Raw genomic sequence first — 23,405 nt, forward strand, 5'->3', positions numbered from 1 at the left:
CCTCAGGTCGCGCGGTCAGTCGGATATCCCGGCGGCGAGCAGCTCCACGAAGCCGACGTCCTCGTTGGCGACGCCGAAGACCTCGGCCCGCAGCATGGTCCGCTCGGCCCAGGCGCGGTGCGGCTTCACCTCGTTCATCTTGTTCGTGTACGCAGACCTCAGTACACCCCCGCCGCCGCGTTCCGGCCGCATGATGTCCGCCGCGTCGCTGAACTCCTCGTGACTGACCACGGACAGCGCGTGCACGGGCAGGACGTGCGAAGGGTGGATGCAGGTCTTGCCGAGCAGGCCGTTGGCCTGGTCCAGGGAGATCTCCCGCAGCAGCCCGTCCATCGCATGCTCGATGAGGGACTCGCGCAGCTCCACGGCCTGCCCCTCCAGGAAGGGGCTGGTGCGCAGCATCGGCTTGAACATGCGCTCGGGGACCCGGAAGTACTCCCACACGGGCCCGGTCACCGTGAATCCGGTGCCGTCGGCCCGCCCCAGCATGTTCACGACGTCGGCGATCACGGAGGCGACGATCTGGACGTCGTACGCGGTCATGTCGGGAGCGCGCCGCAGGCCGTACGAGGAGCAGAAGTCGGTCACGCCCAGGCGCAGGGCGAGCACCCGGTCGCGGTACTTGTCGACCGCGCGCAAAATGCCCTCCAGGGCCTCCACGCGCGACTCGCGGTAGAGCAGCTCGGGCGACTCGAGGACCGGCATGGCGAACAGCCGGCGTCCGCTGGCCGCCTCGGCGCCGGAGAGGGCCTCCAGGAAGGGGATCCCGCGCTCCTCGGTGAACTTCGGCATCACGAATCCGGACAGCAGCCGGACGGTCGGACCGAGGCGCCGCACGAGATCGGGGATCTGGTCGGGGGTGCGGACCCTGATGAACAGCAGCGGCAGCGCCGCGTCCGCGCGGGAGGACAGGTCGGCGAACTGGCGGACGAGGTTCTCCTCGCCCTCCACGACGTCCGCGTCGGGGATGGAGTCCTCCAGGCACAGCACCATCGAGACCACGCCGCGTTCAGCCTGCTTGACGATGTCGTCGGCGAGCCTCGGCCGCGTTGCCGGGCTGTACAGCGTGGCGCCCAGGGCCACGGAGAGCAGCCGCGCCGGGGAGTCGGCGTTGAACTCGCCCGGCTCCTGGTGGAAGAGGCGCTGTCGCACCTCGGCGGCGATGTGCCCGAAATGACGCATAGAACTCCCCCGTGCCGCCAGGTAAGGCTGTGGATTTCGGTGTGTAGGTGGCCGGTAATAGTACGTATGGATCTATGTCAGTGGTTCCCGCCGGGCATGAACTTCGGGTAACGCAGGCAAACACAGCCTCGATGGACCGCGGCGCCCCCGCATTGTCGTGATCAGGACCGAGAAGGCAGGATGACCGCATGACGCACGCGATGCTGAAGGGGTCGAACGTCCCGCTCGAAGTCACCACGGTCCGCGCCGTGCTGCGCTGGACACCCGGGCAGGGGGTCCCGGACGTCGACGCCTCGGCGCTGCTCCTCGGCCCCGACGGTCGTGTGCGATCCGACGAGGACTTCGTCTTCTACAACCAGCCCCGGCACCCCTCCGGGAAGGTCTGGCGGCTCGGCAAGAAGCGTCTCGCCGAGGGCCTGACCGACACCATCCAGACAGATCTGAACGGTGTCGAGACCGATGTCAGCCGGATTCTGCTGGTCGCTTCGGCGGACGGCATCACGTTCGACCGCGTAAGCGCTCTGCGCATCGTGCTGTACGACGCGACGACCGCGGACGGTGATCCGCTGGCCCACTTCGACATCCAGCCGGAGACGGGGGCGGAGACCGCCCTGATCTGCGGTGAGCTGTACCGGCGGGGGGAGGGGTGGAAGTTCCGGGCGCTGGGCGAGGGTTACTCGGACGGGCTGAAGGGGCTGGCGACCGACTTCGGGATCTCGGTGGACGAGGGTGAGTCTGCTACGGAGCCTGCGGCGGCTCTGCCGGAGGTTTCGCAGCCGTTGCCTCCTGAGGCCCCGGTGGCTGCGGTTCCCACGCAGCCGGCGTACGGGTATCCCCGGGCGGCGCCCACGGCGGTTGCCGCTCAGCCTGCGTACGGGTATCCGCAGGCTCAGTCGGGGTACGGGTATCCGCCGCCGGTCACTGCCGTGCAGGATCCTGAGTTCCGGCTGCCGCCGCAGGGGCCGCAGTTCATCGGGCGGGGCGCCTGACAGCTCGGGGGTGTGGTGCTTGCGCGAGCGCCGGTTGTTCGTGGTTTCTCGTGCCCACGCGGCGGAGCCGCATATCGATACAGCCCCGCGCCCCCTTCCAGGGGCATTTCAGTCGACCTTGGACTTGTAGCCCCGGCCCCACTGCAGGCCCCAGCCGTACAGGCGGTCCAGTTCGCCCTGGAAGCCGTAGACGAACTTCACCTCTCGGCGGACCGTCAGTTCGCCCTTGACGTTCTCGATCAGGACCACCGCGCACGAGCGGGCCTGGGGGTGGCGTTCGTCCAGGCCTATCTCGATGCGTGGCCCGTTGCTCGGATAGAGCGTGACGATCGCGTGGGTGCGGTCGAAGGCCGGGGTCTGGTCGTAGATGTACACGAACACCAGCAGGCGTTTTATGGCGTCGCGGTGGTCGAGGTTGACGTAGATCGTCTCGCCGGAGGCCGAGCCGAAGCGGTCGTCACCGCTGAGCTTGACGTACGGCGGTGAGTTCACGTCGCCGAGGTAGCCGCCGAGCGGCTGTACGACGCCCTTCGTGCCGTCCGCGAGTTCGTAGAGGCACCCCAGGTCGAGGTCGACGTTGACCATGCTCTGCCCGTGGCCGAGAACCTCCGGGGGCTTGAGTGCCTTGAAGGGGTGCCGGAAGAGGCTGGTCCGCTCGACGCCGCCGATGTCGGACGTGCGCATCCGCCAGGTCAGGTTGATGCGCAGATGCCCGGTGGCCGCGTCCTGCTTGGTGAGGGACACCTGCTGGTGCCGCCTGGTGAGCTGGATGGAGTTGGTCGCGGCGTTGCCCGAGTCGAACTCGGCCGCGCGTCCGCCCAGCAGTCCGTCGAAGAAACCCATTCCCGCCCCCACACACGGATGTCAGCACTGCGGGGCGGCCGACCGCGCCGGCCGCCCCGCACAGAGCGTTCCTCACCCACCGGGCTGTCACACCCCGGTGGAGACCTCGGCCTTCTCGTCCGAGCCCGCGTTGCCCTCGGCCGCCGCCAGTGCGCGGTTGCGGCGCACCGAGGACCAGAAGGACCAGGCGATCAGGACGACGCCGACCAGGCCGGTGATGACCTCGTTGATCTCGTGCTGGATGGTGACCATGAGGATCACGGCCAGGGCGCCGATCGCGTAGTGGGCGCCGTGCTCCAGGTACACGTAGTCGTCGAGTGTGCCCTGGCGGACCAGGTACACGGTCAGCGACCGGACGTACATCGCACCGATGCCGAGGCCGAGCGCCATCAGGACGATGTCGTTGGTGATGGCGAACGCGCCGATCACACCGTCGAAGGAGAAGGACGCGTCCAGCACCTCGAGGTAGAGGAACATGAAGAAGGCGGCCTGGCCGGCGAGGACGACGGCCGGCTTCTTCTTGCCGGTGCGGGCGGCCTCTTCCTCCTCCTCGTGCTCGCGTTCCTCCTCGGCTTCGAGCCGGTCCTCGAAGAAGCTGGAGAGACCGCCGACGATCATGTATGTGATCAGGCCGGCGACGCCGGCGATCAGGACCGTCTGTGTCTTGTCGACGTGCGCGCCGCCGTGCTGGTGGGCGTGGGTCGCGAACGTGAAGGAGGTGATCAGCAGGACGATCAGGGAGATGCAGACCGACAGCATGTCGACCTTGCCGAGCTTGGCCAGCGGACGCTCGATCCAGCGCAGCCACTGGATGTCCCGGTCCTCGAAGATGAAGTCGAGGAAGATCATCAGCAGGAACATGCCACCGAACGCGGCGATCGCCGGGTGGGCGTCGGTGACCAGTTCCTGGTAGCGGTCCTTGTTGTTCAGCGCGAGGTTGACGGCCTCGATGGGGCCCAGCTTGGCGCTGATCGCGACGATCGCGACGGGGAAGACGAGGCGCATGCCGAAGACCGCGATGAGCACACCGACCGTGAGGAAGATCTTCTGCCAGAAGGCGCTCATCTTCTTCAGGATTCCGGCGTTGACCACCGCGTTGTCGAACGACAGCGAGATCTCGAGGATGGACAGGATCGCCACGATGCCGAACGCGGTCCACCCCCCGTAGAAGACCGCAGCGACCAGGCCCAGCGCGGTAATCGCGAACGACCAGCCGAAGGTTTTCAGAAGCACTGGCTACCCAATCCTGTATGGGGTCCCCCCAAGCGGAGCTTGGGGGAGGGTCTCTCCCCCACGCCGTGCTCGGCTTTACGAAACGTTGACTCCGAAGTCTAGAGCGATGCCCCGCAGACCCGACGCGTACCCCTGTCCCACAGCCCGGAACTTCCATTCGCCCTGGTAGCGATAGAGCTCGCCGAAGATCATGGCCGTCTCGGTGGAGGCGTCCTCACTGAGGTCGTAGCGCGCGAGCTCCTGGCCGTCGGCCTGGTTGACGACCCGGATGAAGGCGTTGGAGACCTGCCCGAAGGTCTGGCCGCGCTCGTCCGCCATGTGGATCGAGACCGGGAAGATGATCTTGTCGCAGGTCTCGGGCACCTTCGGCAGGTCGACCAGGATGCTCTCGTCGTCGCCCTCGCCCTCACCGGTGAGGTTGTCACCGGTGTGCTCCACCGAGCCGTCGGGGCTCTTGAGCTGGTTGTAGAACACGAACCACTCGTCGCCCAGCACGCGCCCGCCCTGGCACAGCAGCGCGCTGGCGTCCAGGTCGAAGGGGGCGCCGGTGGTCGAGCGCGCGTCCCACCCGAGTCCTACCAGGACATTCGTGAGATTCGGTGCGGCCTTGGAGAGGGAGACATTGCCTCCCTTGGCGAGCGTGACGCCCATGGTGATGGTCCTCCCCTTGGTGGTGCTTCTTCGGTTGTCCTGTGCGTCCGGCGCCGCGCGTAAACGGCGCGGCGCCGGACGGGGTGGTCGCGTCTACGTTGCCGACATCAGACGTTGACACCGAAGTCCTGCGCGATGCCGCGCAGGCCCGAGGCGTAGCCCTGGCCGATGGCGCGGAACTTCCACTCCGCGCCGTTGCGGTAGAGCTCACCGAAGACCATCGCGGTCTCGGTGGAGGCGTCCTCGCTGAGGTCGTACCGCGCGATCTCCTGTCCGCCGGCCTGGTTGACGACGCGGATGAACGCGTTGCGCACCTGGCCGAAGGACTGCTGGCGGTTCTCTGCGTCGTAGATCGACACGGGGAAGACGATCTTGTCGACATCGGCCGGGACCCCGGCCAGGTTGACCTTGATCTGTTCGTCGTCCCCCTCGCCCTCACCGGTGAGGTTGTCACCGGTGTGCTCGACCGAGCCGTCGGGGCTCTTGAGGTTGTTGAAGAAGACGAAGTTCTGGTCGCTGGCGACCTTGCCGGCCGCGTTCAGCAGCAGTGCGCTGGCGTCGAGGTCGAAGTCCGTGCCGGTCGTGGTGCGGACGTCCCACCCCAGACCGACGATGACGGCGGTCAGGCCCGGGGCCTCCTTCGTCAGCGATACGTTGCCGCCCTTGCTGAGGCTGACTCCCACGAGTCCTCCATGTGGTGTCCAGGGGCGGGGAGCCCCGTCGTACGTCGGATACCGGATCAACGATTCGATCCTAGTGACGGGTTCCCGCCCCTCGCAGGCCGTGGACCCGAACGATCACAGGTGTCTCGGGTTCAGAGGGTGTCGAGCGCCTTCACGTACTCGTTCAGGTCACGGGCGTCCGGCAGATCGTTGACCACGGTCCACCGCACGACCCCCTCCTTGTCGATGATGAAGGTCCCGCGGACGGCACAACCCTTGTCCTCGGCGAAGACGCCGTACGCGCGCGAAGTGTTGCCGTGCGGCCAGAAATCGCTCAGCAGCGGGTACTCGAAGCCCTCCTGCTCGGCGAAGACGCGCAGGGTGGGGACGGAGTCGTTGGAGACGGCGAGCAGCTGGGTGCCGTCGTTGACGAACGTCGGCAGATTGTCGCGCAGCTCGCACAGCTCACCGGTGCACACGCCGGTGAAGGCAAAGGGGTAGAAGAGCAGCACCACGTTCTTGTCGCCGCGGAAGTCGGAGAGCTTCACGGTGCGGCCGTGGTTGTCCTTGAGTTCGAAATCGGGCGCCGTGTCGCCGACCTGGATCGCCATCGTCCTGCATCCCTTCGGAGGGGCTGTTCGGGTGAGACCACCCTACGCAGCGGCAGGCGCGCACCGTGTGGCGGCAGGCGCATGGCATATGGGGGCCGGGCTGAGCCCTGAGGCCCAGCCCGGCGAATACCAGCCCGTCCGGCGTTCGAGGACGAGGCCGTCAGGCCGATGCGGGGGTCTGGGAGCGCAGCCCCCAGGGACGGTCACCGCAGCCGACGGTCACCCTTCGGAACCGGTCAGCGCTTCTTCGCGGCCTTCGGCGTCACCAGACGGGAGCCGCTCCAGTCCTTGCCGACGCTGACGCTCTTGGAGGCCGACAGCCCCGCCGTCGTCGCGGCTTCCGAGATGTCGCTCGGCTCCACGTAGCCGTCACGGCCGGTCTTCGGCGTCAGCAGCAGGATCGACCCGCCCTCTTCGATGTACGTGGTGGCGTCCACCAGCACATCCGTCAGGTCGCCGTCGTCGTCGCGGAACCACAGCACCACGGCGTCGGCCACGTCGTCGTAGTCCTCGTCGACCAGGTCGCTGCCGATGACTTCCTCGATGGACTCGCGGAGCTCCTGGTCGACGTCGTCGTCGAAGCCGATCTCCTGGACCACCTGCTCGGGCTGGAACCCCAGCCTGACGGCAGGGCTCGTCCGCTCCTCCGCGTGGTCCGCGGTCGCGCTCACGGGTTGCCTCCTGATCATGTCTTGGTGAATAACTCAGCCACGCGCGTGCGCGAAGCATTGGCCGTAGTCCACACGGGCGGGGCGGATCGCGCAAGTACCCGGCGGTTCAGACCGCCGAAACGGTGACGATCCGGGCCGTGTCGCCCCAACTCCTGGCACCGTACCCCGAGCGGGCGCAGCCCACATCACACCCTTACGTCCCTTTTGCACCGTGTTCTCGTCGGGCGGGCCGGAGAGAGACTCGAGGGAAACCGTACGGACTTCTCGGTTACCTCGCGGTAGAGATGACGTGAGCCGCCCCGAGGTACACGATGGGGAACGGTGCAGACACAGATGATGACAGCGGAAATCGCGACACAAGCAGCCCTCTGACAGGTAAGGAACAGCGTGGCTTCCGGATCCGATCGCAACCCGATCATCATTGGCGGCCTTCCGAGTCAGGTTCCTGACTTCGATCCCGAGGAGACCCAGGAGTGGCTCGACTCCCTGGACGCCGCCGTGGACGAGCGTGGCCGGGAGCGGGCCCGCTATCTGATGCTCCGCCTGATCGAGCGGGCACGTGAGAAGCGCGTGGCCGTGCCCGAGATGCGCAGCACGGACTACGTCAACACGATCGCCACCAAGGACGAGCCCTTCTTCCCCGGCAACGAGGAGATCGAGCGCAAGATCCTCAACGCGACCCGCTGGAACGCGGCCGTGATGGTCTCGCGCGCTCAGCGCCCGGGCATCGGCGTCGGCGGCCACATCGCCACCTTCGCCTCCTCGGCCTCTCTCTACGACGTGGGCTTCAACCACTTCTTCCGCGGCAAGGACGAGGGCGACGGCGGCGACCAGGTCTTCTTCCAGGGCCACGCCTCCCCGGGCATCTACGCGCGCGCGTTCCTCCTCGACCGGCTCAGCGAGGCCCAGCTGGACGGCTTCCGCCAGGAGAAGTCGAAGTACCCGAACGGGCTGTCCAGCTATCCGCACCCGCGCTCGATGCCGGACTTCTGGGAGTTCCCGACGGTCTCCATGGGCCTCGGTCCCCTCGCCGCGATCTACCAGGCGCGGATGAACCGCTACATGGAGGCGCGCGGCATCGCCGACACGTCCAAGTCGCACGTGTGGGCGTTCCTCGGTGACGGCGAGATGGACGAGCCGGAGTCGCTGGGCCAGCTGTCCATCGCGGCGCGCGAGGGCCTCGACAACCTGACCTTCGTCGTCAACTGCAACCTGCAGCGCCTGGACGGTCCGGTGCGCGGCAACGGGAAGATCATCCAGGAACTGGAGTCGGTCTTCCGGGGCGCCGGCTGGAACGTCATCAAGCTGGTCTGGGACCGCACCTGGGACCCGCTGCTCGCCCAGGACCGCGACGGCGTGCTGGTCAACAGGATGAACACCACGCCGGACGGCCAGTTCCAGACGTACGCCACCGAGTCGGGCGCGTACATCCGCCGGCACTTCTTCGGGGACGACCACCGGCTGCGCGCGATGGTCGAGAACATGACCGACGACCAGATCCTGCACCTGGGCCGCGGCGGTCACGACCACCGGAAGATCTTCGCGGCGTTCTCGGCGGCCAAGGCGCACAAGGGCCAGCCGACGGTGATCCTCGCCAAGACGATCAAGGGCTGGACGCTGGGCCCCAACTTCGAGGGCCGCAACGCCACGCACCAGATGAAGAAGCTGACGGTCGCCGACCTCAAGGGCTTCCGCGACCGCCTGCACCTGCCGATCTCCGACCAGGAGCTGGAGTCCGGCCTGCCGCCGTACTACCACCCGGGCCGCGGCTCGGAGGAGATCCAGTACATGCACGACCGGCGCAAGGGTCTCGGCGGTTACGTCCCGACCCGCGTCGTGCGCTCCCGGCCGTTGCCGCTGCCGGACGACAAGACGTACGCGACCGTGAAGAAGGGCACCGGCCAGCAGTCCATCGCGACGACGATGGCGTTCGTACGACTGTTGAAAGATCTCATGCGGGACAAGGAGATCGGCCGCCGCTTCGTCCTGATCGCACCGGACGAGTACCGCACGTTCGGCATGGACTCGTTCTTCCCGAGTGCGAAGATCTACAATCCGCTCGGGCAGCAGTACGAGTCGGTGGACCGCGATCTGCTGCTCGCCTACAAGGAGTCGCCGACCGGCCAGATGCTGCACGACGGCATCTCGGAGGCGGGCTGCACGGCCTCGCTGATCGCGGCGGGCTCGGCCTACGCGACGCACGGCGAGCCGCTCATCCCGGTGTACGTCTTCTACTCGATGTTCGGTTTCCAGCGCACCGGCGACCAGTTCTGGCAGATGGCCGACCAGTTGGCGCGCGGTTTCCTCCTGGGCGCGACCGCGGGCCGTACGACGCTGACCGGTGAGGGCCTCCAGCACGCGGACGGCCACTCCCAGCTGCTCGCCTCGACGAACCCGGCGTGCGTGGCGTACGACCCGGCGTACGCGTACGAGATCGCGCACATCGTCCAGGACGGTCTTCGCCGGATGTACGGCGGCGACGCCGAACACCCGCACGGCGAGGACGTTTTCTACTACCTCACCGTCTACAACGAGCCCATCCGGCACCCGGCCGAACCGGCGGACGTCGATGTCGAGGGCATCCTCAAGGGCATCCACCGGCTGAGCGCGGGCGCGGCGGGCACGGTGCCGGCGCAGATCCTGGCGTCCGGCGTGGCGGTGCCGTGGGCGCTGGAGGCGCAGCGGATCCTCGCCGAGGACTGGAACGTACGGGCCGACGTCTGGTCGGCGACCTCCTGGAACGAGCTGCGGCGCGAGGCCGTGGCCGTCGAGGAGCACAACCTGCTGCACCCCGAGGAGGAGCAGCGGGTGCCGTACGTGACGCAGAAACTCGGCGGCGCCGAGGGTCCGTTCGTGGCCGTGTCCGACTGGATGCGATCGGTTCCGGACCAGATCGCGCGGTGGGTGCCGGGCACGTACCAGTCGCTCGGCGCGGACGGCTTCGGCTTCGCGGACACGCGGGGCGGGGCACGCCGTTTCTTCCACATCGACGCGGAGTCGATCGTGGTGGCGGTGCTGACGGAGCTGGCGCGGGAGGGCAAGGTCGACCGCTCGGTCCTGAAGCAGGCCATCGACCGGTACCAGTTGCTGGACGTCTCGGCGGCCCATCCGGGGGCGGCCGGGGGCGACGCGTAACGCTGCGCGGCCTGGACGGCTGACGGGGGGCGGTGCCTGACGGCACCGCCCCCCGCTTACGTCTTGCGTCGAACGCGAGGCTCCGCACGGGAACACCCGGACGCAGGGTGACGCGGTGTGGTGGTCGTTCACATGCAAGCAGCACGGCATCAGCCGGCCCGTCCGGCCGATGGGGTCTGGGGGCCTAGCCCCCAAGTGCAGCAGTCCCCACCGACCAGCGGACGAAGAACAGCCGAAGCTAGATGTGCCCCATTCCGGCCTCCGCGGAAGCGTTCTCGCCGCGCTTCGTCAGGAACGCCACGAACACCGCCACCACCGCCACACCGGCCGCGACCAGCGACGCCAGGCTCATGCCGGAGATGAACGTGTCGTGGGCCACCGACGTGATCTTCTCGACGATCTGTTCCGGTGTGCCCTTGGCGACCGGCGCCACACCCACCTGGACCGCCTCGGACGCCTGGTCGAGTTGGGCCGGGGTGAGCTTCGGAAGGCCCGCGTCGGCCCAGTTGCCCGGGAGGTCGCCGTCGACCTTGGAGGCCATCACCGCGCCCAGCACGGCCGTACCGAGGCTGCCGCCGATCTGCATCGCGGCCTGCTGGAGACCGCCGGCCACGCCGGACAGCTCCATCGGGGCGTTGCCGACGATGACCTCGGTGGCACCGACCATGACCGGCGCGAGGCCGAGGCCCAGCAGCGCGAACCAGAGCGACATGACACCGCTGCTGGTGTCCGTCTGAAGTGTCGACATGCCGAACATCGCGGCCGCGGTCGCTGCCATGCCGCCCGCGAGCGGAAGGCGCGGGCCGAACTTGGTGATCATCGCGCCCGCGAGGGGGGAGCCGACGATCATCATGCCGGTCAGCGGCAGCAGGTGCAGGCCCGCGTCGATCGGGCTCATGCCGTGCACGTTCTGCAGGTAGAACGTGACGAAGAAGAGGCCGCCCAGGAAGGCGATGGCCATCAGGACCATGAGAACCACACCGGCGGCGAGCGGCACGGAGCGGAACAGGCCCAGCGGGATCAGCGGCTCCTTGACGCGCGTCTCCCAGAAGGAGAAGAGCGCGAAGCCGAGCACCGACGCGGCGATGAACGCCCACGTCCTGCCGTCGCCCCAGCCCCACGCCGGGGCCTTGATGAGCGCCCAGACCAGGCAGAACATCGCGCCGGACAGCAGCGCGATGCCGAGGACGTCGAAGGAGCGCGGCGCCTTCTCGGCGCGGTGGTCCCGCAGGATGAGAAGGCCCAGGACGAGGGCGATGAGACCGACCGGCACGTTGATGAAGAACACCGACTGCCAGTTGACATGCTCGACGAGGACGCCGCCGAGGATCGGGCCGCCCGCGGTGGACGCGCCGATGACCATGCCCCAGATGCCGATCGCCATGTTGAGCTTCTCGGCCGGGAAGGTGGCCCGCAGCAGGCCGAGCGCGGCCGGCATCAGCAGCGCGCCGAACAGGCCCTGGAAGACGCGGAAGGTGACGACCGCGGCGATGCTGTCGGACAGCCCGATGGCGCCCGAGGCGGCCGCGAAGCCGGTCACGCCGATGAGGAAGGTCTGCCGGTGGCCGAAGCGGTCACCGAGCTTGCCAGCGGTGATCAGGGAGACCGCGAGGGCGAGGAAGTAGCCGTTGGTGATCCACTGCACCTGGGCGAACGTGGCGCCGAGGTCCTTCTGGATAGCCGGGTTGGCGATGGCCACGATGGTGCCGTCGAGGGCCACCATCATGACCCCTACGGCGACGGTGATGAGGGTGAGCCACGGATGGCCGCGCAGGCCCGACGCCGGGGCCGGGTCTGCCGTGGCCGCCGGTGCCCGGTCCCCCGCCCCCGCAGCGTCGATGGTGGTCTGACTAGTCATAGCGCAAACGCTAATGTCAGCCCCTGACAGTTGACAAACCAATTCACAAGTCGGTAACTGTCACGTCACTCACAGATAGCCTGAACTGGGAGAACAGTTCGAAGGAGAGGTCCTATGGAGACGCTGCGCGAGCGCAAGAAGCGGCGCACCAAGGACGCGCTCCTACGCGCCGCCGTCGAGCTTTTCACTACAAAGGGGTACGAGGAGACGACCGTCGACGAGATCGCCGACGCCGTCGAGGTCTCGCAGCGCACCTTCTTCCGCTACTTCCCCGGCAAGCAGGAGGCCGCCTTCGCGCTCCAGGAGATAGCGGAGGCGCACTTCGTCGAGGCCGTGCGCGAACGGCCGCCGCACGAGACGCCGCTGGAGGCGCTGCGCCAGGCCGTGCTGGAGGGCTGGGACACGATGCACGAGAGCGTCGCCGCCGTCGTCCCGCTCGACCTGTATCTGCGGATGTACCAGGTGATCGAATCGACACCCATGCTGCTCGCCGTCCATCTGCGCCGCTCCATCGACGCGGAGGACGAGCTGGCGCGCGTACTGGCCGCGCGCGAGGGCGTCGACGCCGAGGAGGACCCCCGGCCGCGCCTCGCGGTGGCCGTGTTCGGTGCGGTGATCCGGGTGACCGAGCGCCGCTGGTCCGCCGGGGACGACTTCAGCATCTCGGCGATGCGCGAGCTGACCGCGGCCTATCTCGACCAGGTGGGACCGGCCCTGATGGGGAACTGGCGGCCGGCGACCTGATCCCGTCCTTACGGCTGAGGTCGTCGTCACACACGCCGAAACGTGATACCAGTCACTCGGTTACCGCGAGACCCTCCCGTTCTCCTAGTGTGTCCTCCCAGTGACTTCCTTCGACACCTCCCCGCAACTCAACGTCTGGCGCATGCTGCTCGCGCTGGCCGTCGTGTTCGTGATGCTCGCGACCACCGGCTGGACGGCTCTGCGCAGCCACCGGGAGTCCACCGCGCTCCAGGCCTCGCTCACCGCGTGGGAGGAGGGCAGCGTGCACGGCCACCGGCTTCCGGACCCGCAAGCGGCCCCCGCCGAGCTCACCCGCTTCTTCGCCGCGCTCACCGCCGTGGAGCGCACGGACCTCGCGCACCGCTTCCCGCTCGCCGTCGGCAACATGAACGGCGCCCCGGTCGAGCTGCGCTACCGCGCCAACCGCATCGCCCTGAACGACGCGCGCAAGGCCGAGAAGAAACGCATGCACGACAGCCGTCTCACGCCCGCCGGCCAGCAGCTGGCGGGCCGTCGTATGCACCGTTACGAGGCGCTGCTGACCAAGGGCCGGCACATCCTCGCCTTCGACCCCGAGGGCTCGGGACGGCTCGCCGAGGTGTTCGGCAGCCTGTCGAAGGCCGAACGGATCTCCGTCGTCGTCCCCGGAGTCGACACCGATCTGCTCACCTTCCAGAAGACCAAGCGCAAATACTCCGCGACGGCCGGCATGGCCGAGGCGCTCCACGCGGCCGAGCGCAAGGCGAGCCCGTCGACGCGTACGGCCGTGATCGCCTGGGCCGACTACACCGCGCCCGACGGCCTCGGTGTCGACGCGGCCACGGCGATGCGTGCCGAGGACGGCGCCGTACGGCTGAACGCGCTGCTGCGGGCGCTGCCCGGCATGGCGCCGGTCTCGATGTTCTGCCACAGCTACGGCTCCGTGGTCTGCGGGGTCGCCGCGCGCGGCATGCCGGGCCGGGTCGTCGACATAGCGGTGGCCGCCAGCCCCGGTATGCGGGTCGCCAAGGCCGATCACCTGGGCACCGGCGCCCGGGTGTGGGCGATGCGGGACGCGACCGACTGGGTGCAGGACGTGCCGTACCTGGAGGTCGGCGGTCTGGGCCACGGCGCCGACCCGGTGTCCAGCGGCTTCGGCGCCCGGGTGCTGTCCGCGCGGGACGCCGAGGGGCACGCCGGCTACTTCGAGCCGGGCACGGACAGCCTGCGGAACTTCGCCGACATCGGAGTTGGCGCGTACCGCTCGGTCACCTGTGCTCACGAAGACGACGGGTGCCGGACGGGTTTGCCCGGTGCGACGGCGGCAAAACGCGCGTAGAGGCGCAGGAACTGCGGTCTGCGCGGGGAGGGGACGGAGGAGCGCGTGCCGCATACGATGAGCCGCATGGGTGACGTACTGGCCGGATTTCATGCCGCCTGGGAGTTCGAGTCCGACTCCGTGCTCATCCGCTACGAAAGGGGGATTCGAACGCCCAAGCTGTTCCAGGCCCTCGGTGAACGGCGTGTCCCCCTCTCCGCGCTCCAGGGCGTGACACTCACTCCGGGCAGGCGCGGCACGGTCGTCCTGCGGGCCGAGCCCCGTCCCGGCGCCGATCCGCTGCTGGAGGCTGCGGCCGGGCAGCTGAAGGAGGGCAACGACCCCTACCGCCTCGTCCTGCCCGCCGAACGCGAGACCCTCGCGGAGTACTACGCCGACGAGCTGCGCGGGCTGCTGACCGAGTCCGGTCCTGCCGAACACCATCTGGTCCCCGCCCCCGAGGCGCCGCTGCACTTCAAGGCGTACGACGCGAAGGCGACCTTCGACGGTGCTGCCGTGCAGTTCCGCTGGTTCTGGACGGGCGCGTCCTCGGCGAAGTGGAAGGCCGGCGACCAGAGCTTCCCGGTCGCCGAGCTGAGCGGGGTCGAGTGGCGCTCCCCCGAGGTCTTCGAGGGACATCTGCGGCTCCTCCTCCCCGACGCCACCGCCGATCCGCCCGCCCAGCCCGACCAGGACCCGGCGGCGGTCGTCTTCGGACTGGGCTACGGCCCGGTCCACGAGTCGCTGCCCTTCGCGGCGGCCGTCCTGGCCGCGGTCCGGGCACGCGGCCCGGTGGCAGCGATGCAGACGGCACCGGCCCGACGCGACCCGGCGGACATCGCCGAACGGATCCGGCACCTCGGGGAGCTGCACCGGGCGGGCCTGGTCACGGACGAGGAGTTCTCGGTCAAGAAGGCCGAGCTGCTGGCGGAGTTGTGATCAGCACCCGGCGTGCTCCCGCTCGTACTCGCGCACGCCGTCCGCGTAGAAGCTGATCTTGCGGTCGAGCACGGCGAGCGTGTCGCGCAGCTCCGCGATCCGCGTCAGCACGTCCCGGCGGGTGGACTCGAGCAGCTCCTGCCGCTCCCCGAACGTGTGGTCGCCCTCGCGTACCAGCTCCGCGTACCGCACCATGTCGGCCACCGGCATGCCGGTCAGCCGCAGCTTGGTGACGAAGTCCAGGAAACCCAGATCACGGTTGCTGTAGCGGCGCTGGCCGGTGTGCGAGCGGTCGATGTGGGGCATCAGACCGATCCGCTCGTACCAGCGCAGGGTGTGGGCGGTCAGCCCGGTGAAGGCGACGACCTCGCTGATCGTGTAGCTGTCCTGGCCGTCGGGGCGGGGGTGCCGTCGGGGCGGGGCGGAGCAGATGTCGGCGGGGTTGGGGTCGTGCTCGGTGGCCGCGGGCGTGGTCTGCATCACCGTCATGGCCTCCACGCTATGGCCTTGGAGTGCACTCCAAGCAAGCGAACCGGGTAAGAAATGGGCAGGACCGGGCCGGGGCGCGGTGACTACCGTGCGGCACATGAGTCTCGTACGACGTGCAGAGCCCGCGGACGCGCCGGAAGTGCTGCGTCTGCGCCAGGTGATGATCGATTCGCTGGGCGGCCCGGGGGACGTCTCTCCGGAAGACACAGCCGGAAGTGACCGTTCGGCGGACTGGCACGGAGAATCCCTGCCCGGTCTCCGAGTGCGCCTCGGCGAACCGGACGGCGACTTCGCCGCGTTCGTCGTGGACCACCCCGAGCGACCGGGGGCGCTGGCCGCACTCGTGGCCGGGACGATCGAGTACCGGATCGGCCGGTCCGCCAACCCACGGGGCACGGTCGGCTTCGTGTTCAGTGTCGCCACCGATCCCGAAGCGCGCCGTCGCGGGTACGCGCGCGCGTGCATGGGCGAACTGCTGGAGTGGTTCCGCTCGCGCGGCGCCGCCCAGGTCCAGCTCACCGCGTCCGCGCAGGCCCGGCCGCTCTACGACTCCCTCGGCTTCCGGCCCAAGCCCGACCCCTTGCTGGAGCTGAAGCTGTGAGCCCGTAGGCTCGACGGCATGTCGCTGCAGAGCCTCGCGCTGATCGAGAACTGGCCCGTGCCCACCGCCGCGGCGGGTGTCGTACGGGCCGACGGCACGGTCCTCGGGACCCACGGCCCGGTCGACACCCGCTTCCCGCTGGCCTCGGTCACCAAGCCGCTCGCGGCGTACGCCGTGCTCGTCGCGTACGAGGAGGGGGCGGTCGAACTCGACGAGCCGGCCGGGCCGCCCGGGGCGACGGTCCGTCATCTCCTCGCCCACACCTCGGGCCTGGCCTTCGACGAACACCGGGTGACGGCGCCCCCCGGCGAGCGGCGGCTGTACTCCAACGCCGGGTTCGAGCAGTTGGGGGATCACGTCACCAAGGCGACGGACATTCCCTTCGGGGAGTATCTGCGACAGGCGGTGCTGGAGCCGCTGGGGATGACGTCGACGTCGCTGACGGGGTCGCCCGCGAAGGACGGGGTGTCCACAGTGGCGGATCTGCTGCGCTTCGCGGCGGAGTTGCAGGCGCCGCGGTTGCTGGACCCGCGGACGGTGGCCGAGGCGATGACGGTGCAGTACCCGGGGACGAAGGGTGTGCTGCCGGGGTACGGGCATCAGAACCCGAACGACTGGGGGCTGGGATTCGAGATCCGGGACTCCAAGTCGCCGCACTGGACGGGGAGTTCGTCGTCCCCGCGGACCTTTGGGCACTTCGGGCAGTCCGGTACGTTTCTGTGGGTGGACCCGGCTGCGGGAGTGGCGTGCGCCGCGCTGGCGGACCGGGCGTTCGGGCCGTGGGCGGTCGAGGCGTGGCCGGTGTTCACGGACGCGGTGCTGGCGGAGTTGCGGGGCTGACGCCGGCTGTCGCCGGGCGGGGGTGGGTTTCAGTTGCCCGCAGCTACGGGGCAGCTTGGTCGAATGCGGCCGCCGGGCGGGCGCCGGGACTGCGGCGCTGCCGTCCGCGGCCATGCGGGGGTCACGACATCTCCCACAGCAGCAGTTCCGCCGTCGTCAGCCCCACCGCCTCCACATCCCTCACGTCCGTGATCCGGGCCGAGTCCCCGGGGCCGAGTTTCTCCCCCTTCAGCCGCACTTCGCCCCTCACCACGTGCGCGTACACGTACCGAGCGTCGGGTACCGCCGTCCGCTCGTCCTCTGCCAGGCGGCGTACGTGGAGCATGGCGCCGGCCTCCGGGACCGCGTACGGCGTGGAGTCGGCGATGCCGTGGACGATCTCGTACGCGGGCTCGCCGCCGGGGTTCAGGGGGGCCAGCCACATCTGTACGAAGGTGAGCGGGACGTCGCCGTCGTTGCGTTCCACGTGGCGTACGCCGCCCGCGGCGCTCAGGCGCTGCACGTCACCGGGCCGTACCACCGTCTCGTGGCCCGTCGAGTCGCGGTGGGTCAACTCGCCCTCGACCACCCACGTGACGATCTCGGTGTGGCTGTGCGGATGCTCGCCGAAACCGGCGCCGGGGGCGAGGCGCTCCTCGTTGCAGGCGATCACTGCGCCGAAGCGGAGGTTGTCGGGGTCGTAGTGCGGTCCGAAGGAGAAGGCGTGCCAGGACTCGATCCCGGCCTCCGGCTCCCCTCCCGGATACCGCTCCGCAGCGCGCCATACGTTAATCACGCCCATAACGGTAGCCCGGCCGGACAATGTGACCGAACGAACAGCACAACGCCAAGGGCCCGACAGCGCCCCGCTGCCTCCTCCTCGGCCGACGGCGAGGGCCCACCGACCCTCGCTGGTCCGACACCGGCTGAGAGCGCCCCGTGGGCGACCGAGCAATCCAGATAAGGCAGTCTTGTCCCGTGCCCGAACCCGAATCCCGTCAGTCCGATCCCGCAGCGCGTGACGTTCATACCCACTCCGCGACGCTGAGGCGACTGGAGAAGTCGTCCGGTTCTCTCGCCGCGCAGGCCATCGCCCGGATGGACGAGACGCTGCCGTGGTACCGGGCCATGCCCCCGGAGAACCGTTCCTGGATCGGGCTCGTGGCCCAGGCGGGCATCGCCGCCTTCACCGAGTGGTTCCGGCACCCGGACGCCCCGCAGGCCATCTCGACGGACGTGTTCGGGACCGCGCCGCGGGAGCTGACGCGGGCCATCACGCTGCGCCAGACCGTGGAGATGGTGCGCACCACCATCGAGGTCATGGAGTCGGCCATCGACGAGGTGGCCGCACCCGGCGACGAGGCCGTGCTGCGCGAGGCACTGCTCGTGTACGCCCGTGAGATCGCCTTCGCGACCGCCCAGGTGTACGCGCAGGCCGCCGAGGCACGCGGTGCCTGGGACGCGCGGCTGGAGTCCCTGGTCGTCAACGCCGTGTTGAGCGGAGAGGCCGACGAGGGTGCCGTCAGCCGGGCCGCCGCGCTCGGCTGGAACGCGCCGGAGCATGTGTGCGTGGTGCTGGGCACCGCTCCCGACGGTGACTCCGAGCTGACCGTCGAGGCGATCCGCCGGGCCGCCCGGCACGCCAAGCTCCAGGTCCTCACCGGGGTGCTCGGCGACCGGCTCGTGGTGATCGCGGGCGGCCGGGACAACCCGCTCGCCGTCGCCAAGTCGCTGATCGGCCCGTTCGCCGCCGGACCCGTGGTCGCGGGGCCCGTCGTACCCGATCTGCAGGCAGCGACCCGGTCCGCGCAGGCCGCCGCGGCGGGGCTCAAGGCGTGTTCCGCCTGGCAGGACGCACCGCGGCCCGTTCTGGCGGACGATCTGCTGCCGGAGCGCGCGATCGCCGGTGATCCCAGCGCGCGCGAGCAGTTGGTGGAGGAGATCTACAGACCGCTGGAGGAGGCGGGTTCCGCGCTCCTGGAGACGCTCTCCGTCTACCTGGAACAGGCGAGCAGCCTGGAGGGCGCCGCCCGCATGCTCTTCGTTCACCCGAACACCGTGCGCTACCGGCTTCGACGTGTGACTGACGTCACCGGGTGGTCGCCATCCGATGTACGATCCGCGTTCACGCTGCGGATCGCCCTGATCCTGGGGCGTCTGGTGGATGGAGATCTCCAGCCCTAACTATTTGTCGGGGGCCTACAAAACCCCTTCGTGTTCTTCGTCCCTGTCCCCACGGGCGGCCGTGGCCGTCCCCAAGAGAGAGTGTGAGAGTGCTCGTACTCGTCGCTCCCGGCCAGGGCGCCCAGACGCCCGGCTTCCTGACTCCCTGGCTCGACCTCCCCGGTGCCGCCGACCGTGTCGCCGGCTGGTCGGACGCCATCGGTCTCGACCTGGTCCGCTACGGCACCCAGGCCGACGCGGACGCCATCCGTGACACCGCGGTGGCCCAGCCGCTGCTGGTCGCGGCCGGGATCCTGTCCGCCGCGACACTCGGTGACATTGCCGACCTCGGTCCGGGCGCCGTCGCCGGTCACAGCGTCGGTGAGATCACCGCCGCCGCCTTCGCCGGTGTCCTCGACGAGACCACCGCGCTCGGCCTCGTCCGAAAGCGCGGCCTCGCGATGGCCGACGCCGCCGCGATCACGAAGACCGGCATGTCGGCGCTGCTCGGCGGCGACCCCGAGGTGTCCGTCAAGCACCTGGAGAAGCTCGGTCTGACCCCCGCGAACATCAACGGCGCGGGCCAGATCGTCGCCGCGGGCACGCTGGAGCAGCTCGCCACGCTGGCCGAGGACAAGCCCGAGGGCGTCCGCAAGGTCGTCCCGCTCAAGGTCGCCGGCGCCTTCCACACGCACCACATGGCCCCGGCGGTCGAGACGCTGGCCAAGGCCGCGGCGGACCTCACGCCCGCGGACCCGACGGTCACCTACGTCTCCAACAAGGACGGCCGGACCGTGGCCACCGGCGCCGAGGTGCTCGAGCGCCTCGTCGGCCAGGTCGCCAACCCCGTCCGCTGGGACCTGTGCATGCAGACCTTCCAGGACCTCGGTGTCACCGCGCTGATCGAGGTGTGCCCCGGCGGCACCCTGACCGGCCTGGCCAAGCGCGCCCTGCCCGGCGTCAAGACGCTCGCCCTGAAGACCCCCGACGACCTCGACGCGGCCCGCGAGCTCATCGCCGAGCACGCCTGACGCCCTAAGGAGCCCGAACGAACATGTCGAAGATCAAGCCCAGCAAGGGCGCCCCGTACGCGCGCATCCTCGGCGTCGGCGGCTACCGCCCGACCCGGGTGGTGCCCAACGAGGTGATCCTCGAGAAGATCGACTCGTCCGACGAGTGGATCCGTTCGCGCTCCGGCATCGAGACCCGGCACTGGGCGGGCCCCGAGGAGACCGTCGCGGCCATGTCGATCGAGGCCGCCGGCAAGGCGATCGCGGACGCGGGCATCTCCGCCGAGCAGATCGGCGCCGTGGTCGTCTCGACCGTCTCGCACTTCAGCCAGACCCCGGCCGTGGCGACCGAGATCGCCGACAAGCTGGGCACGGACAAGGCCGCCGCTTTCGACATCTCCGCGGGCTGCGCGGGCTTCGGCTACGGCCTCACGCTCGCCAAGGGCATGATCGTCGAGGGCTCGGCCGAGTACGTCCTCGTCCTCGGTGTCGAGCGGCTGTCCGACCTGACCGACCTCGAGGACCGCGCCACCGCCTTCCTCTTCGGTGACGGCGCCGGCGCGGTCGTGGTCGGCCCCTCGCAGGAGCCCGCGATCGGCCCCACGGTCTGGGGTTCCGAGGGCGACAAGTCCGAGACCATCAAGCAGACGATCCCGTGGGACCGTTTCCGGACCGGCGACGTCTCCGACCTCCCGCTGGACAGCGAGGGCAACGTCAAGTTCCCCGCGATCACGCAGGAGGGCCAGGCGGTGTTCCGCTGGGCCGTGTTCGAGATGGCGAAGGTCGCGCAGCAGGCGCTGGACGCGGCCGGGATCACCCCGGACGATCTGGACGTCTTCATCCCGCACCAGGCCAACGCGCGGATCATCGACTCGATGGTGAAGACCCTCAAGCTGCCGGAACACGTCACGGTCGCCCGTGACATCCGCACCACCGGCAACACCTCGGCCGCCTCGATCCCGCTCGCGATGGAGCGGCTCCTGGCGACCGGCGAGGCGAAGAGCGGCGACACCGCGCTTCTCATCGGCTTCGGGGCGGGTCTCGTCTTCGCCGCTACGGTCGTTACCCTCCCCTAGGCACTCCGTGCCGGATCATGCTTCCGGTACGGGTCCAGCAACACCGCCACACCCTCTGGATATCTACGAAGGAGCGCCAACATGGCCGCCACTCAGGAAGAGATCGTCGCCGGTCTCGCCGACATCGTGAACGAGATCGCCGGCATCCCGGTTGAGGACGTCCAGCTGGACAAGTCCTTCACCGACGACCTGGACGTCGACTCGCTGTCCATGGTCGAGGTCGTCGTCGCCGCCGAAGAGCGTTTCGACGTCAAGATCCCGGACGACGACGTCAAGAACCTCAAGACCGTCGGCGACGCGACCGACTACATCCTCAAGCACCAGGCCTGAGTCAGCCCTCGGGTCTGACGCTGCAAGCCCCGCCACCCGGCGGTGGCGCCGCTGATCCTCGTACTTCGTTGGAGAAAGAATTCCCGTGAGCCCGACCAATCGCACCGTGGTCGTCACCGGTATCGGCGCAACCACACCGCTGGGTGGCGACGCAGCCTCTACCTGGGAGGGCCTGGTCGCCGGCAAGTCCGGCGTCAAGCCCCTGGAGCAGGAGTGGGCCGCCGAGCAGGCGGTCCGTATCGCGGCGCCGGTCGCCGTGGAACCCACCGAGGTCATTCCGCGGCCGCAGGCCCGCCGCCTCGACCGCTCGGCGCAGTTCGCGCTGATCGCGGCTCAGGAGGCCTGGAAGGACGCCGGTTTCACCGCCCGCGCGGGTGAGGACGATGCCGTCGACCCCGACCGGCTCGGCACGGTCATCGCCTCCGGCATCGGCGGTGTGACGACCCTCCTCGACCAGTACGACGTGCTGAAGGAGAAGGGCGTCCGCCGTGTCTCCCCGCACACCGTCCCCATGCTGATGCCGAACGGCCCCTCGGCCAACGTCGGCCTGCTCGTCGGCGCGCGCGCCGGCGTGCACACCCCGGTCTCCGCCTGCGCGTCGGGCGCCGAGGCCATCGGCTACGCCATCGAGATGATCCGCACGGGCCGCGCCGACGTCGTCGTCGCGGGCGGCACGGAGGCGGCGATCCACCCGCTGCCGATCGCCGCGTTCGGCAACATGATGGCGATGTCCAAGAACAACGAGAACCCGCAGAGCGCGTCGCGTCCCTACGACGTCGACCGGGACGGCTTCGTCCTCGGCGAGGGCGCGGGTGTCGTGGTCCTGGAGTCCGCCGAGCACGCCGCGAAGCGCGGTGCCCGCGTGTACGCGGAGGCGGTCGGCCAGGGCATCTCCGCCGACGGCCACGACATCGTGCAGCCGGAGCCGGAGGGGCGCGGCATCTCGCACGCGCTGCAGAACCTGCTCGACAACACCGACCTGGACCCGGCGGAGATCGTGCACGTCAACGCGCACGCCACGTCGACGCCCGCCGGTGACGTGGCCGAGCTGAAGGCGCTGCGCAAGGTGTTCGGCGACGACGCGGACCACATCGCGGTCTCCGCGACGAAGTCGATGACCGGTCACCTTCTCGGTGGCGCCGGTGGTGTGGAGTCGGTCGCGACGGTGCTCGCGCTCTACAACCGGGTGGCTCCGCCGACCATCAACGTGGAGAACCTCGACCCGGAGGCGGCGGCCAACGCGGACGTCGTCCTCGGTGAGGCCCGCAAGCTGCCCGTGGAGGGCCGTATCGCCGCGCTGAACGACTCGTTCGGCTTCGGCGGCCACAACGTCGTCCTGGCCTTCCGGACGGTCTGAGTCCGGCCGTAGATTGCCGTGAACGGCGATTGGCCCGCACCCCGGGTGGGGTGCGGGCCAATCGCCGTCTCTCGGTGTCTGTTGTGTGCCGGGTGCGGGTCCGCGGGGGCCGTTCGCGCCTACCCGGCGAAGCCGCATGTCAGCGCAGCCCCGCGCCCCTTTCGGGGCGCTGCTCCTGAGGCCGGGTCACACCACCTGGTGCAGCCAGCGGACCGGGGCTCCCTCTCCCGCGTATCGGAACGGCTCCAGCTCGTCGTCCCAGGGCTTGCCCAGGAGCTTGGTGAGTTCCGCCTCCAGGTCCGTCTCGCCGCGCTGGCTGCGCAGCAGCGCCGCGCGCAGACGGTCCTCGGGGATGAGGATGTCGCCGTGGATGCCGGTGACGGCGTGGAAGATGCCGAGTTCGGGCGTGCAGCTGTAGCGCTCGCCCTCCGCCGTGGGGCTGGGCTCGGCAGTGACCTCGAAGCGGAGCAGGTGCCAGCCCCGCAGCGCCGAGGCCAGTTTGGAGGCCGTGCCCGCCTCGCCCTGCCAGGAGAACTCCGAGCGCCAGGTGCCGGGGGCCGCGGGCTGCCGGATCCAGTCGAGGCTGACGCGGGTGCCGAGCACCCCGGCGACGGCCCACTCGACGTGCGGGCACAGCGCGCGCGGCGCGGAGTGCACGTACAGAACTCCACGTGTCGTCACCGGGACCTCCGGGCAGAGCGGGTCATTGTGCGGTCGGGCAGGGCGGCCGTGGCACGACGGCCGC

General features: G+C 69.5%; 23 protein-coding genes. 12 read left to right on the plus strand and 11 right to left on the minus strand.

Annotated elements, in window-relative coordinates; genetic code table 11:
• Positions 1 to 15 precede the first annotated feature (15 nt).
• Entirely contained in the window at positions 16 to 1,182 is a 1,167-nt protein-coding gene (locus tag IEZ19_RS11510) for an HpcH/HpaI aldolase/citrate lyase family protein (RefSeq protein WP_189311037.1), read from the minus strand.
• A 188-nt stretch (positions 1,183 to 1,370) separates the two neighbouring features.
• On the opposite strand from IEZ19_RS11510, the gene IEZ19_RS11515 reads away from it, so the two are divergent.
• Entirely contained in the window at positions 1,371 to 2,171 is an 801-nt protein-coding gene (locus IEZ19_RS11515) for a TerD family protein (RefSeq protein ID WP_189311038.1), read from the plus strand.
• A gap of 108 nt (positions 2,172 to 2,279) precedes the next feature.
• Here IEZ19_RS11515 and IEZ19_RS11520 read toward each other — a convergent pair whose 3' ends face one another.
• The 6 genes from IEZ19_RS11520 to IEZ19_RS11545 form a co-directional block, all read right to left on the minus strand.
• Complete coding sequence (locus tag IEZ19_RS11520) at positions 2,280 to 3,014, minus strand: TerD family protein (protein ID WP_189311039.1); 735 nt, start codon at positions 3,012 to 3,014, stop codon at positions 2,280 to 2,282.
• Positions 3,015 to 3,101: 87 nt separating this feature from the next.
• Positions 3,102 to 4,247 carry a DUF475 domain-containing protein gene (locus tag IEZ19_RS11525; RefSeq protein ID WP_189311040.1) on the minus strand — a complete coding sequence of 382 codons (1,146 nt, stop codon included), beginning with the start codon at positions 4,245 to 4,247 and terminating at the stop codon, positions 3,102 to 3,104.
• A gap of 75 nt (positions 4,248 to 4,322) precedes the next feature.
• Positions 4,323 to 4,898, minus strand: coding sequence for a TerD family protein (locus IEZ19_RS11530; RefSeq protein ID WP_189311041.1), 576 nt, complete (start codon positions 4,896 to 4,898; stop codon positions 4,323 to 4,325).
• Positions 4,899 to 5,005: 107 nt separating this feature from the next.
• Entirely contained in the window at positions 5,006 to 5,581 is a 576-nt protein-coding gene (locus IEZ19_RS11535) for a TerD family protein (protein ID WP_189311042.1), read from the minus strand.
• Positions 5,582 to 5,712: 131 nt separating this feature from the next.
• Positions 5,713 to 6,171 (minus strand): peroxiredoxin, encoded by a 459-nt coding sequence (locus IEZ19_RS11540; RefSeq protein ID WP_189311043.1) that lies wholly within the window; start codon positions 6,169 to 6,171, stop codon positions 5,713 to 5,715.
• A 236-nt stretch (positions 6,172 to 6,407) separates the two neighbouring features.
• Complete coding sequence (locus IEZ19_RS11545) at positions 6,408 to 6,842, minus strand: DUF3052 domain-containing protein (RefSeq protein WP_189311044.1); 435 nt, start codon at positions 6,840 to 6,842, stop codon at positions 6,408 to 6,410.
• Positions 6,843 to 7,229: 387 nt separating this feature from the next.
• Here IEZ19_RS11545 and aceE point away from each other — a divergent pair, with 387 nt between their 5' ends.
• The gene (aceE, locus tag IEZ19_RS11550; RefSeq protein WP_189311045.1) at positions 7,230 to 9,977 is read left to right on the plus strand and encodes a pyruvate dehydrogenase (acetyl-transferring), homodimeric type; all 2,748 of its coding nucleotides are present in this window, start codon (positions 7,230 to 7,232) and stop codon (positions 9,975 to 9,977) included.
• Positions 9,978 to 10,215: 238 nt separating this feature from the next.
• On the opposite strand, the gene IEZ19_RS11555 is transcribed toward aceE, so the two are convergent.
• Positions 10,216 to 11,835: a DHA2 family efflux MFS transporter permease subunit gene (locus IEZ19_RS11555; RefSeq protein WP_189311046.1), complete on the minus strand. Its 1,620-nt coding sequence runs from the start codon at positions 11,833 to 11,835 to the stop codon at positions 10,216 to 10,218.
• Positions 11,836 to 11,949: 114 nt separating this feature from the next.
• Here IEZ19_RS11555 and IEZ19_RS11560 point away from each other — a divergent pair, with 114 nt between their 5' ends.
• The 3 genes from IEZ19_RS11560 (at position 11,950) to IEZ19_RS11570 (ending at position 14,815) form a co-directional block, all read left to right on the plus strand.
• Positions 11,950 to 12,579 (plus strand): TetR/AcrR family transcriptional regulator, encoded by a 630-nt coding sequence (locus IEZ19_RS11560; RefSeq protein WP_189311047.1) that lies wholly within the window; start codon positions 11,950 to 11,952, stop codon positions 12,577 to 12,579.
• Between the two features lie 100 nt (positions 12,580 to 12,679).
• Positions 12,680 to 13,897: an alpha/beta hydrolase gene (locus IEZ19_RS11565; RefSeq protein WP_189311048.1), complete on the plus strand. Its 1,218-nt coding sequence runs from the start codon at positions 12,680 to 12,682 to the stop codon at positions 13,895 to 13,897.
• A 66-nt stretch (positions 13,898 to 13,963) separates the two neighbouring features.
• Positions 13,964 to 14,815 (plus strand): DUF4429 domain-containing protein, encoded by an 852-nt coding sequence (locus tag IEZ19_RS11570; RefSeq protein WP_189311049.1) that lies wholly within the window; start codon positions 13,964 to 13,966, stop codon positions 14,813 to 14,815.
• On the opposite strand, the gene IEZ19_RS11575 is transcribed toward IEZ19_RS11570, so the two are convergent.
• Complete coding sequence (locus IEZ19_RS11575; RefSeq protein WP_189311050.1) at positions 14,816 to 15,304, minus strand: MerR family transcriptional regulator; 489 nt, start codon at positions 15,302 to 15,304, stop codon at positions 14,816 to 14,818.
• 97 nt (positions 15,305 to 15,401) lie between these two features.
• Between IEZ19_RS11575 and IEZ19_RS11580 the strand changes: the two genes are divergently transcribed.
• Positions 15,402 to 15,905 carry a GNAT family N-acetyltransferase gene (locus IEZ19_RS11580; protein ID WP_189311051.1) on the plus strand — a complete coding sequence of 168 codons (504 nt, stop codon included), beginning with the start codon at positions 15,402 to 15,404 and terminating at the stop codon, positions 15,903 to 15,905.
• Positions 15,906 to 15,923: 18 nt separating this feature from the next.
• Complete coding sequence (locus IEZ19_RS11585) at positions 15,924 to 16,745, plus strand: serine hydrolase domain-containing protein (protein WP_189311052.1); 822 nt, start codon at positions 15,924 to 15,926, stop codon at positions 16,743 to 16,745.
• A gap of 121 nt (positions 16,746 to 16,866) precedes the next feature.
• Here the strand turns inward: IEZ19_RS11585 and IEZ19_RS11590 are convergent, their stop codons facing one another.
• Positions 16,867 to 17,526: a pirin family protein gene (locus IEZ19_RS11590; protein WP_189311053.1), complete on the minus strand. Its 660-nt coding sequence runs from the start codon at positions 17,524 to 17,526 to the stop codon at positions 16,867 to 16,869.
• Between the two features lie 176 nt (positions 17,527 to 17,702).
• On the opposite strand from IEZ19_RS11590, the gene IEZ19_RS11595 reads away from it, so the two are divergent.
• The 5 genes from IEZ19_RS11595 (at position 17,703) to fabF (ending at position 22,660) form a co-directional block, all read left to right on the plus strand.
• Complete coding sequence (locus IEZ19_RS11595) at positions 17,703 to 18,908, plus strand: PucR family transcriptional regulator (protein WP_189311054.1); 1,206 nt, start codon at positions 17,703 to 17,705, stop codon at positions 18,906 to 18,908.
• 89 nt (positions 18,909 to 18,997) lie between these two features.
• The gene (locus IEZ19_RS11600) at positions 18,998 to 19,918 is read left to right on the plus strand and encodes an ACP S-malonyltransferase (RefSeq protein ID WP_189311055.1); all 921 of its coding nucleotides are present in this window, start codon (positions 18,998 to 19,000) and stop codon (positions 19,916 to 19,918) included.
• A gap of 23 nt (positions 19,919 to 19,941) precedes the next feature.
• Positions 19,942 to 20,973: a ketoacyl-ACP synthase III gene (locus IEZ19_RS11605; RefSeq protein ID WP_189311056.1), complete on the plus strand. Its 1,032-nt coding sequence runs from the start codon at positions 19,942 to 19,944 to the stop codon at positions 20,971 to 20,973.
• An 81-nt stretch (positions 20,974 to 21,054) separates the two neighbouring features.
• Positions 21,055 to 21,303 carry an acyl carrier protein gene (locus IEZ19_RS11610; RefSeq protein ID WP_007381745.1) on the plus strand — a complete coding sequence of 83 codons (249 nt, stop codon included), beginning with the start codon at positions 21,055 to 21,057 and terminating at the stop codon, positions 21,301 to 21,303.
• A gap of 85 nt (positions 21,304 to 21,388) precedes the next feature.
• Positions 21,389 to 22,660: a beta-ketoacyl-ACP synthase II gene (gene fabF / locus IEZ19_RS11615; RefSeq protein ID WP_189311057.1), complete on the plus strand. Its 1,272-nt coding sequence runs from the start codon at positions 21,389 to 21,391 to the stop codon at positions 22,658 to 22,660.
• Positions 22,661 to 22,846: 186 nt separating this feature from the next.
• Here fabF and IEZ19_RS11620 read toward each other — a convergent pair whose 3' ends face one another.
• Positions 22,847 to 23,341 (minus strand): DUF3145 domain-containing protein, encoded by a 495-nt coding sequence (locus IEZ19_RS11620; protein ID WP_189311058.1) that lies wholly within the window; start codon positions 23,339 to 23,341, stop codon positions 22,847 to 22,849.
• Positions 23,342 to 23,405: the final 64 nt, after the last annotated feature.

Origin of the sequence: Streptomyces brasiliensis, from assembly GCF_014647875.1 — a bacterium.
Taxonomy (GTDB): domain Bacteria; phylum Actinomycetota; class Actinomycetes; order Streptomycetales; family Streptomycetaceae; genus Streptomyces; species Streptomyces brasiliensis.

What these genes read in the sequence shown, in the direction of transcription:
- IEZ19_RS11510 (WP_189311037.1), bottom strand. Translation starts at nt 1,182, where the DNA reads ATGCGTCATTTCGGGCACATCGCCGCCGAGGTGCGACAGCGCCTCTTC.
- IEZ19_RS11515 (WP_189311038.1), top strand. Translation starts at nt 1,371, where the DNA reads ATGACGCACGCGATGCTGAAGGGGTCGAACGTCCCGCTCGAAGTCACC.
- IEZ19_RS11520 (WP_189311039.1), bottom strand. Translation starts at nt 3,014, where the DNA reads ATGGGTTTCTTCGACGGACTGCTGGGCGGACGCGCGGCCGAGTTCGAC.
- IEZ19_RS11530 (WP_189311041.1), bottom strand. Translation starts at nt 4,898, where the DNA reads ATGGGCGTCACGCTCGCCAAGGGAGGCAATGTCTCCCTCTCCAAGGCC.
- IEZ19_RS11540 (WP_189311043.1), bottom strand. Translation starts at nt 6,171, where the DNA reads ATGGCGATCCAGGTCGGCGACACGGCGCCCGATTTCGAACTCAAGGAC.
- IEZ19_RS11555 (WP_189311046.1), bottom strand. Translation starts at nt 11,835, where the DNA reads ATGACTAGTCAGACCACCATCGACGCTGCGGGGGCGGGGGACCGGGCA.
- IEZ19_RS11560 (WP_189311047.1), top strand. Translation starts at nt 11,950, where the DNA reads ATGGAGACGCTGCGCGAGCGCAAGAAGCGGCGCACCAAGGACGCGCTC.
- IEZ19_RS11570 (WP_189311049.1), top strand. Translation starts at nt 13,964, where the DNA reads ATGGGTGACGTACTGGCCGGATTTCATGCCGCCTGGGAGTTCGAGTCC.
- IEZ19_RS11575 (WP_189311050.1), bottom strand. Translation starts at nt 15,304, where the DNA reads ATGACGGTGATGCAGACCACGCCCGCGGCCACCGAGCACGACCCCAAC.
- IEZ19_RS11580 (WP_189311051.1), top strand. Translation starts at nt 15,402, where the DNA reads ATGAGTCTCGTACGACGTGCAGAGCCCGCGGACGCGCCGGAAGTGCTG.
- IEZ19_RS11585 (WP_189311052.1), top strand. Translation starts at nt 15,924, where the DNA reads ATGTCGCTGCAGAGCCTCGCGCTGATCGAGAACTGGCCCGTGCCCACC.
- IEZ19_RS11590 (WP_189311053.1), bottom strand. Translation starts at nt 17,526, where the DNA reads ATGGGCGTGATTAACGTATGGCGCGCTGCGGAGCGGTATCCGGGAGGG.
- IEZ19_RS11605 (WP_189311056.1), top strand. Translation starts at nt 19,942, where the DNA reads ATGTCGAAGATCAAGCCCAGCAAGGGCGCCCCGTACGCGCGCATCCTC.
- IEZ19_RS11610 (WP_007381745.1), top strand. Translation starts at nt 21,055, where the DNA reads ATGGCCGCCACTCAGGAAGAGATCGTCGCCGGTCTCGCCGACATCGTG.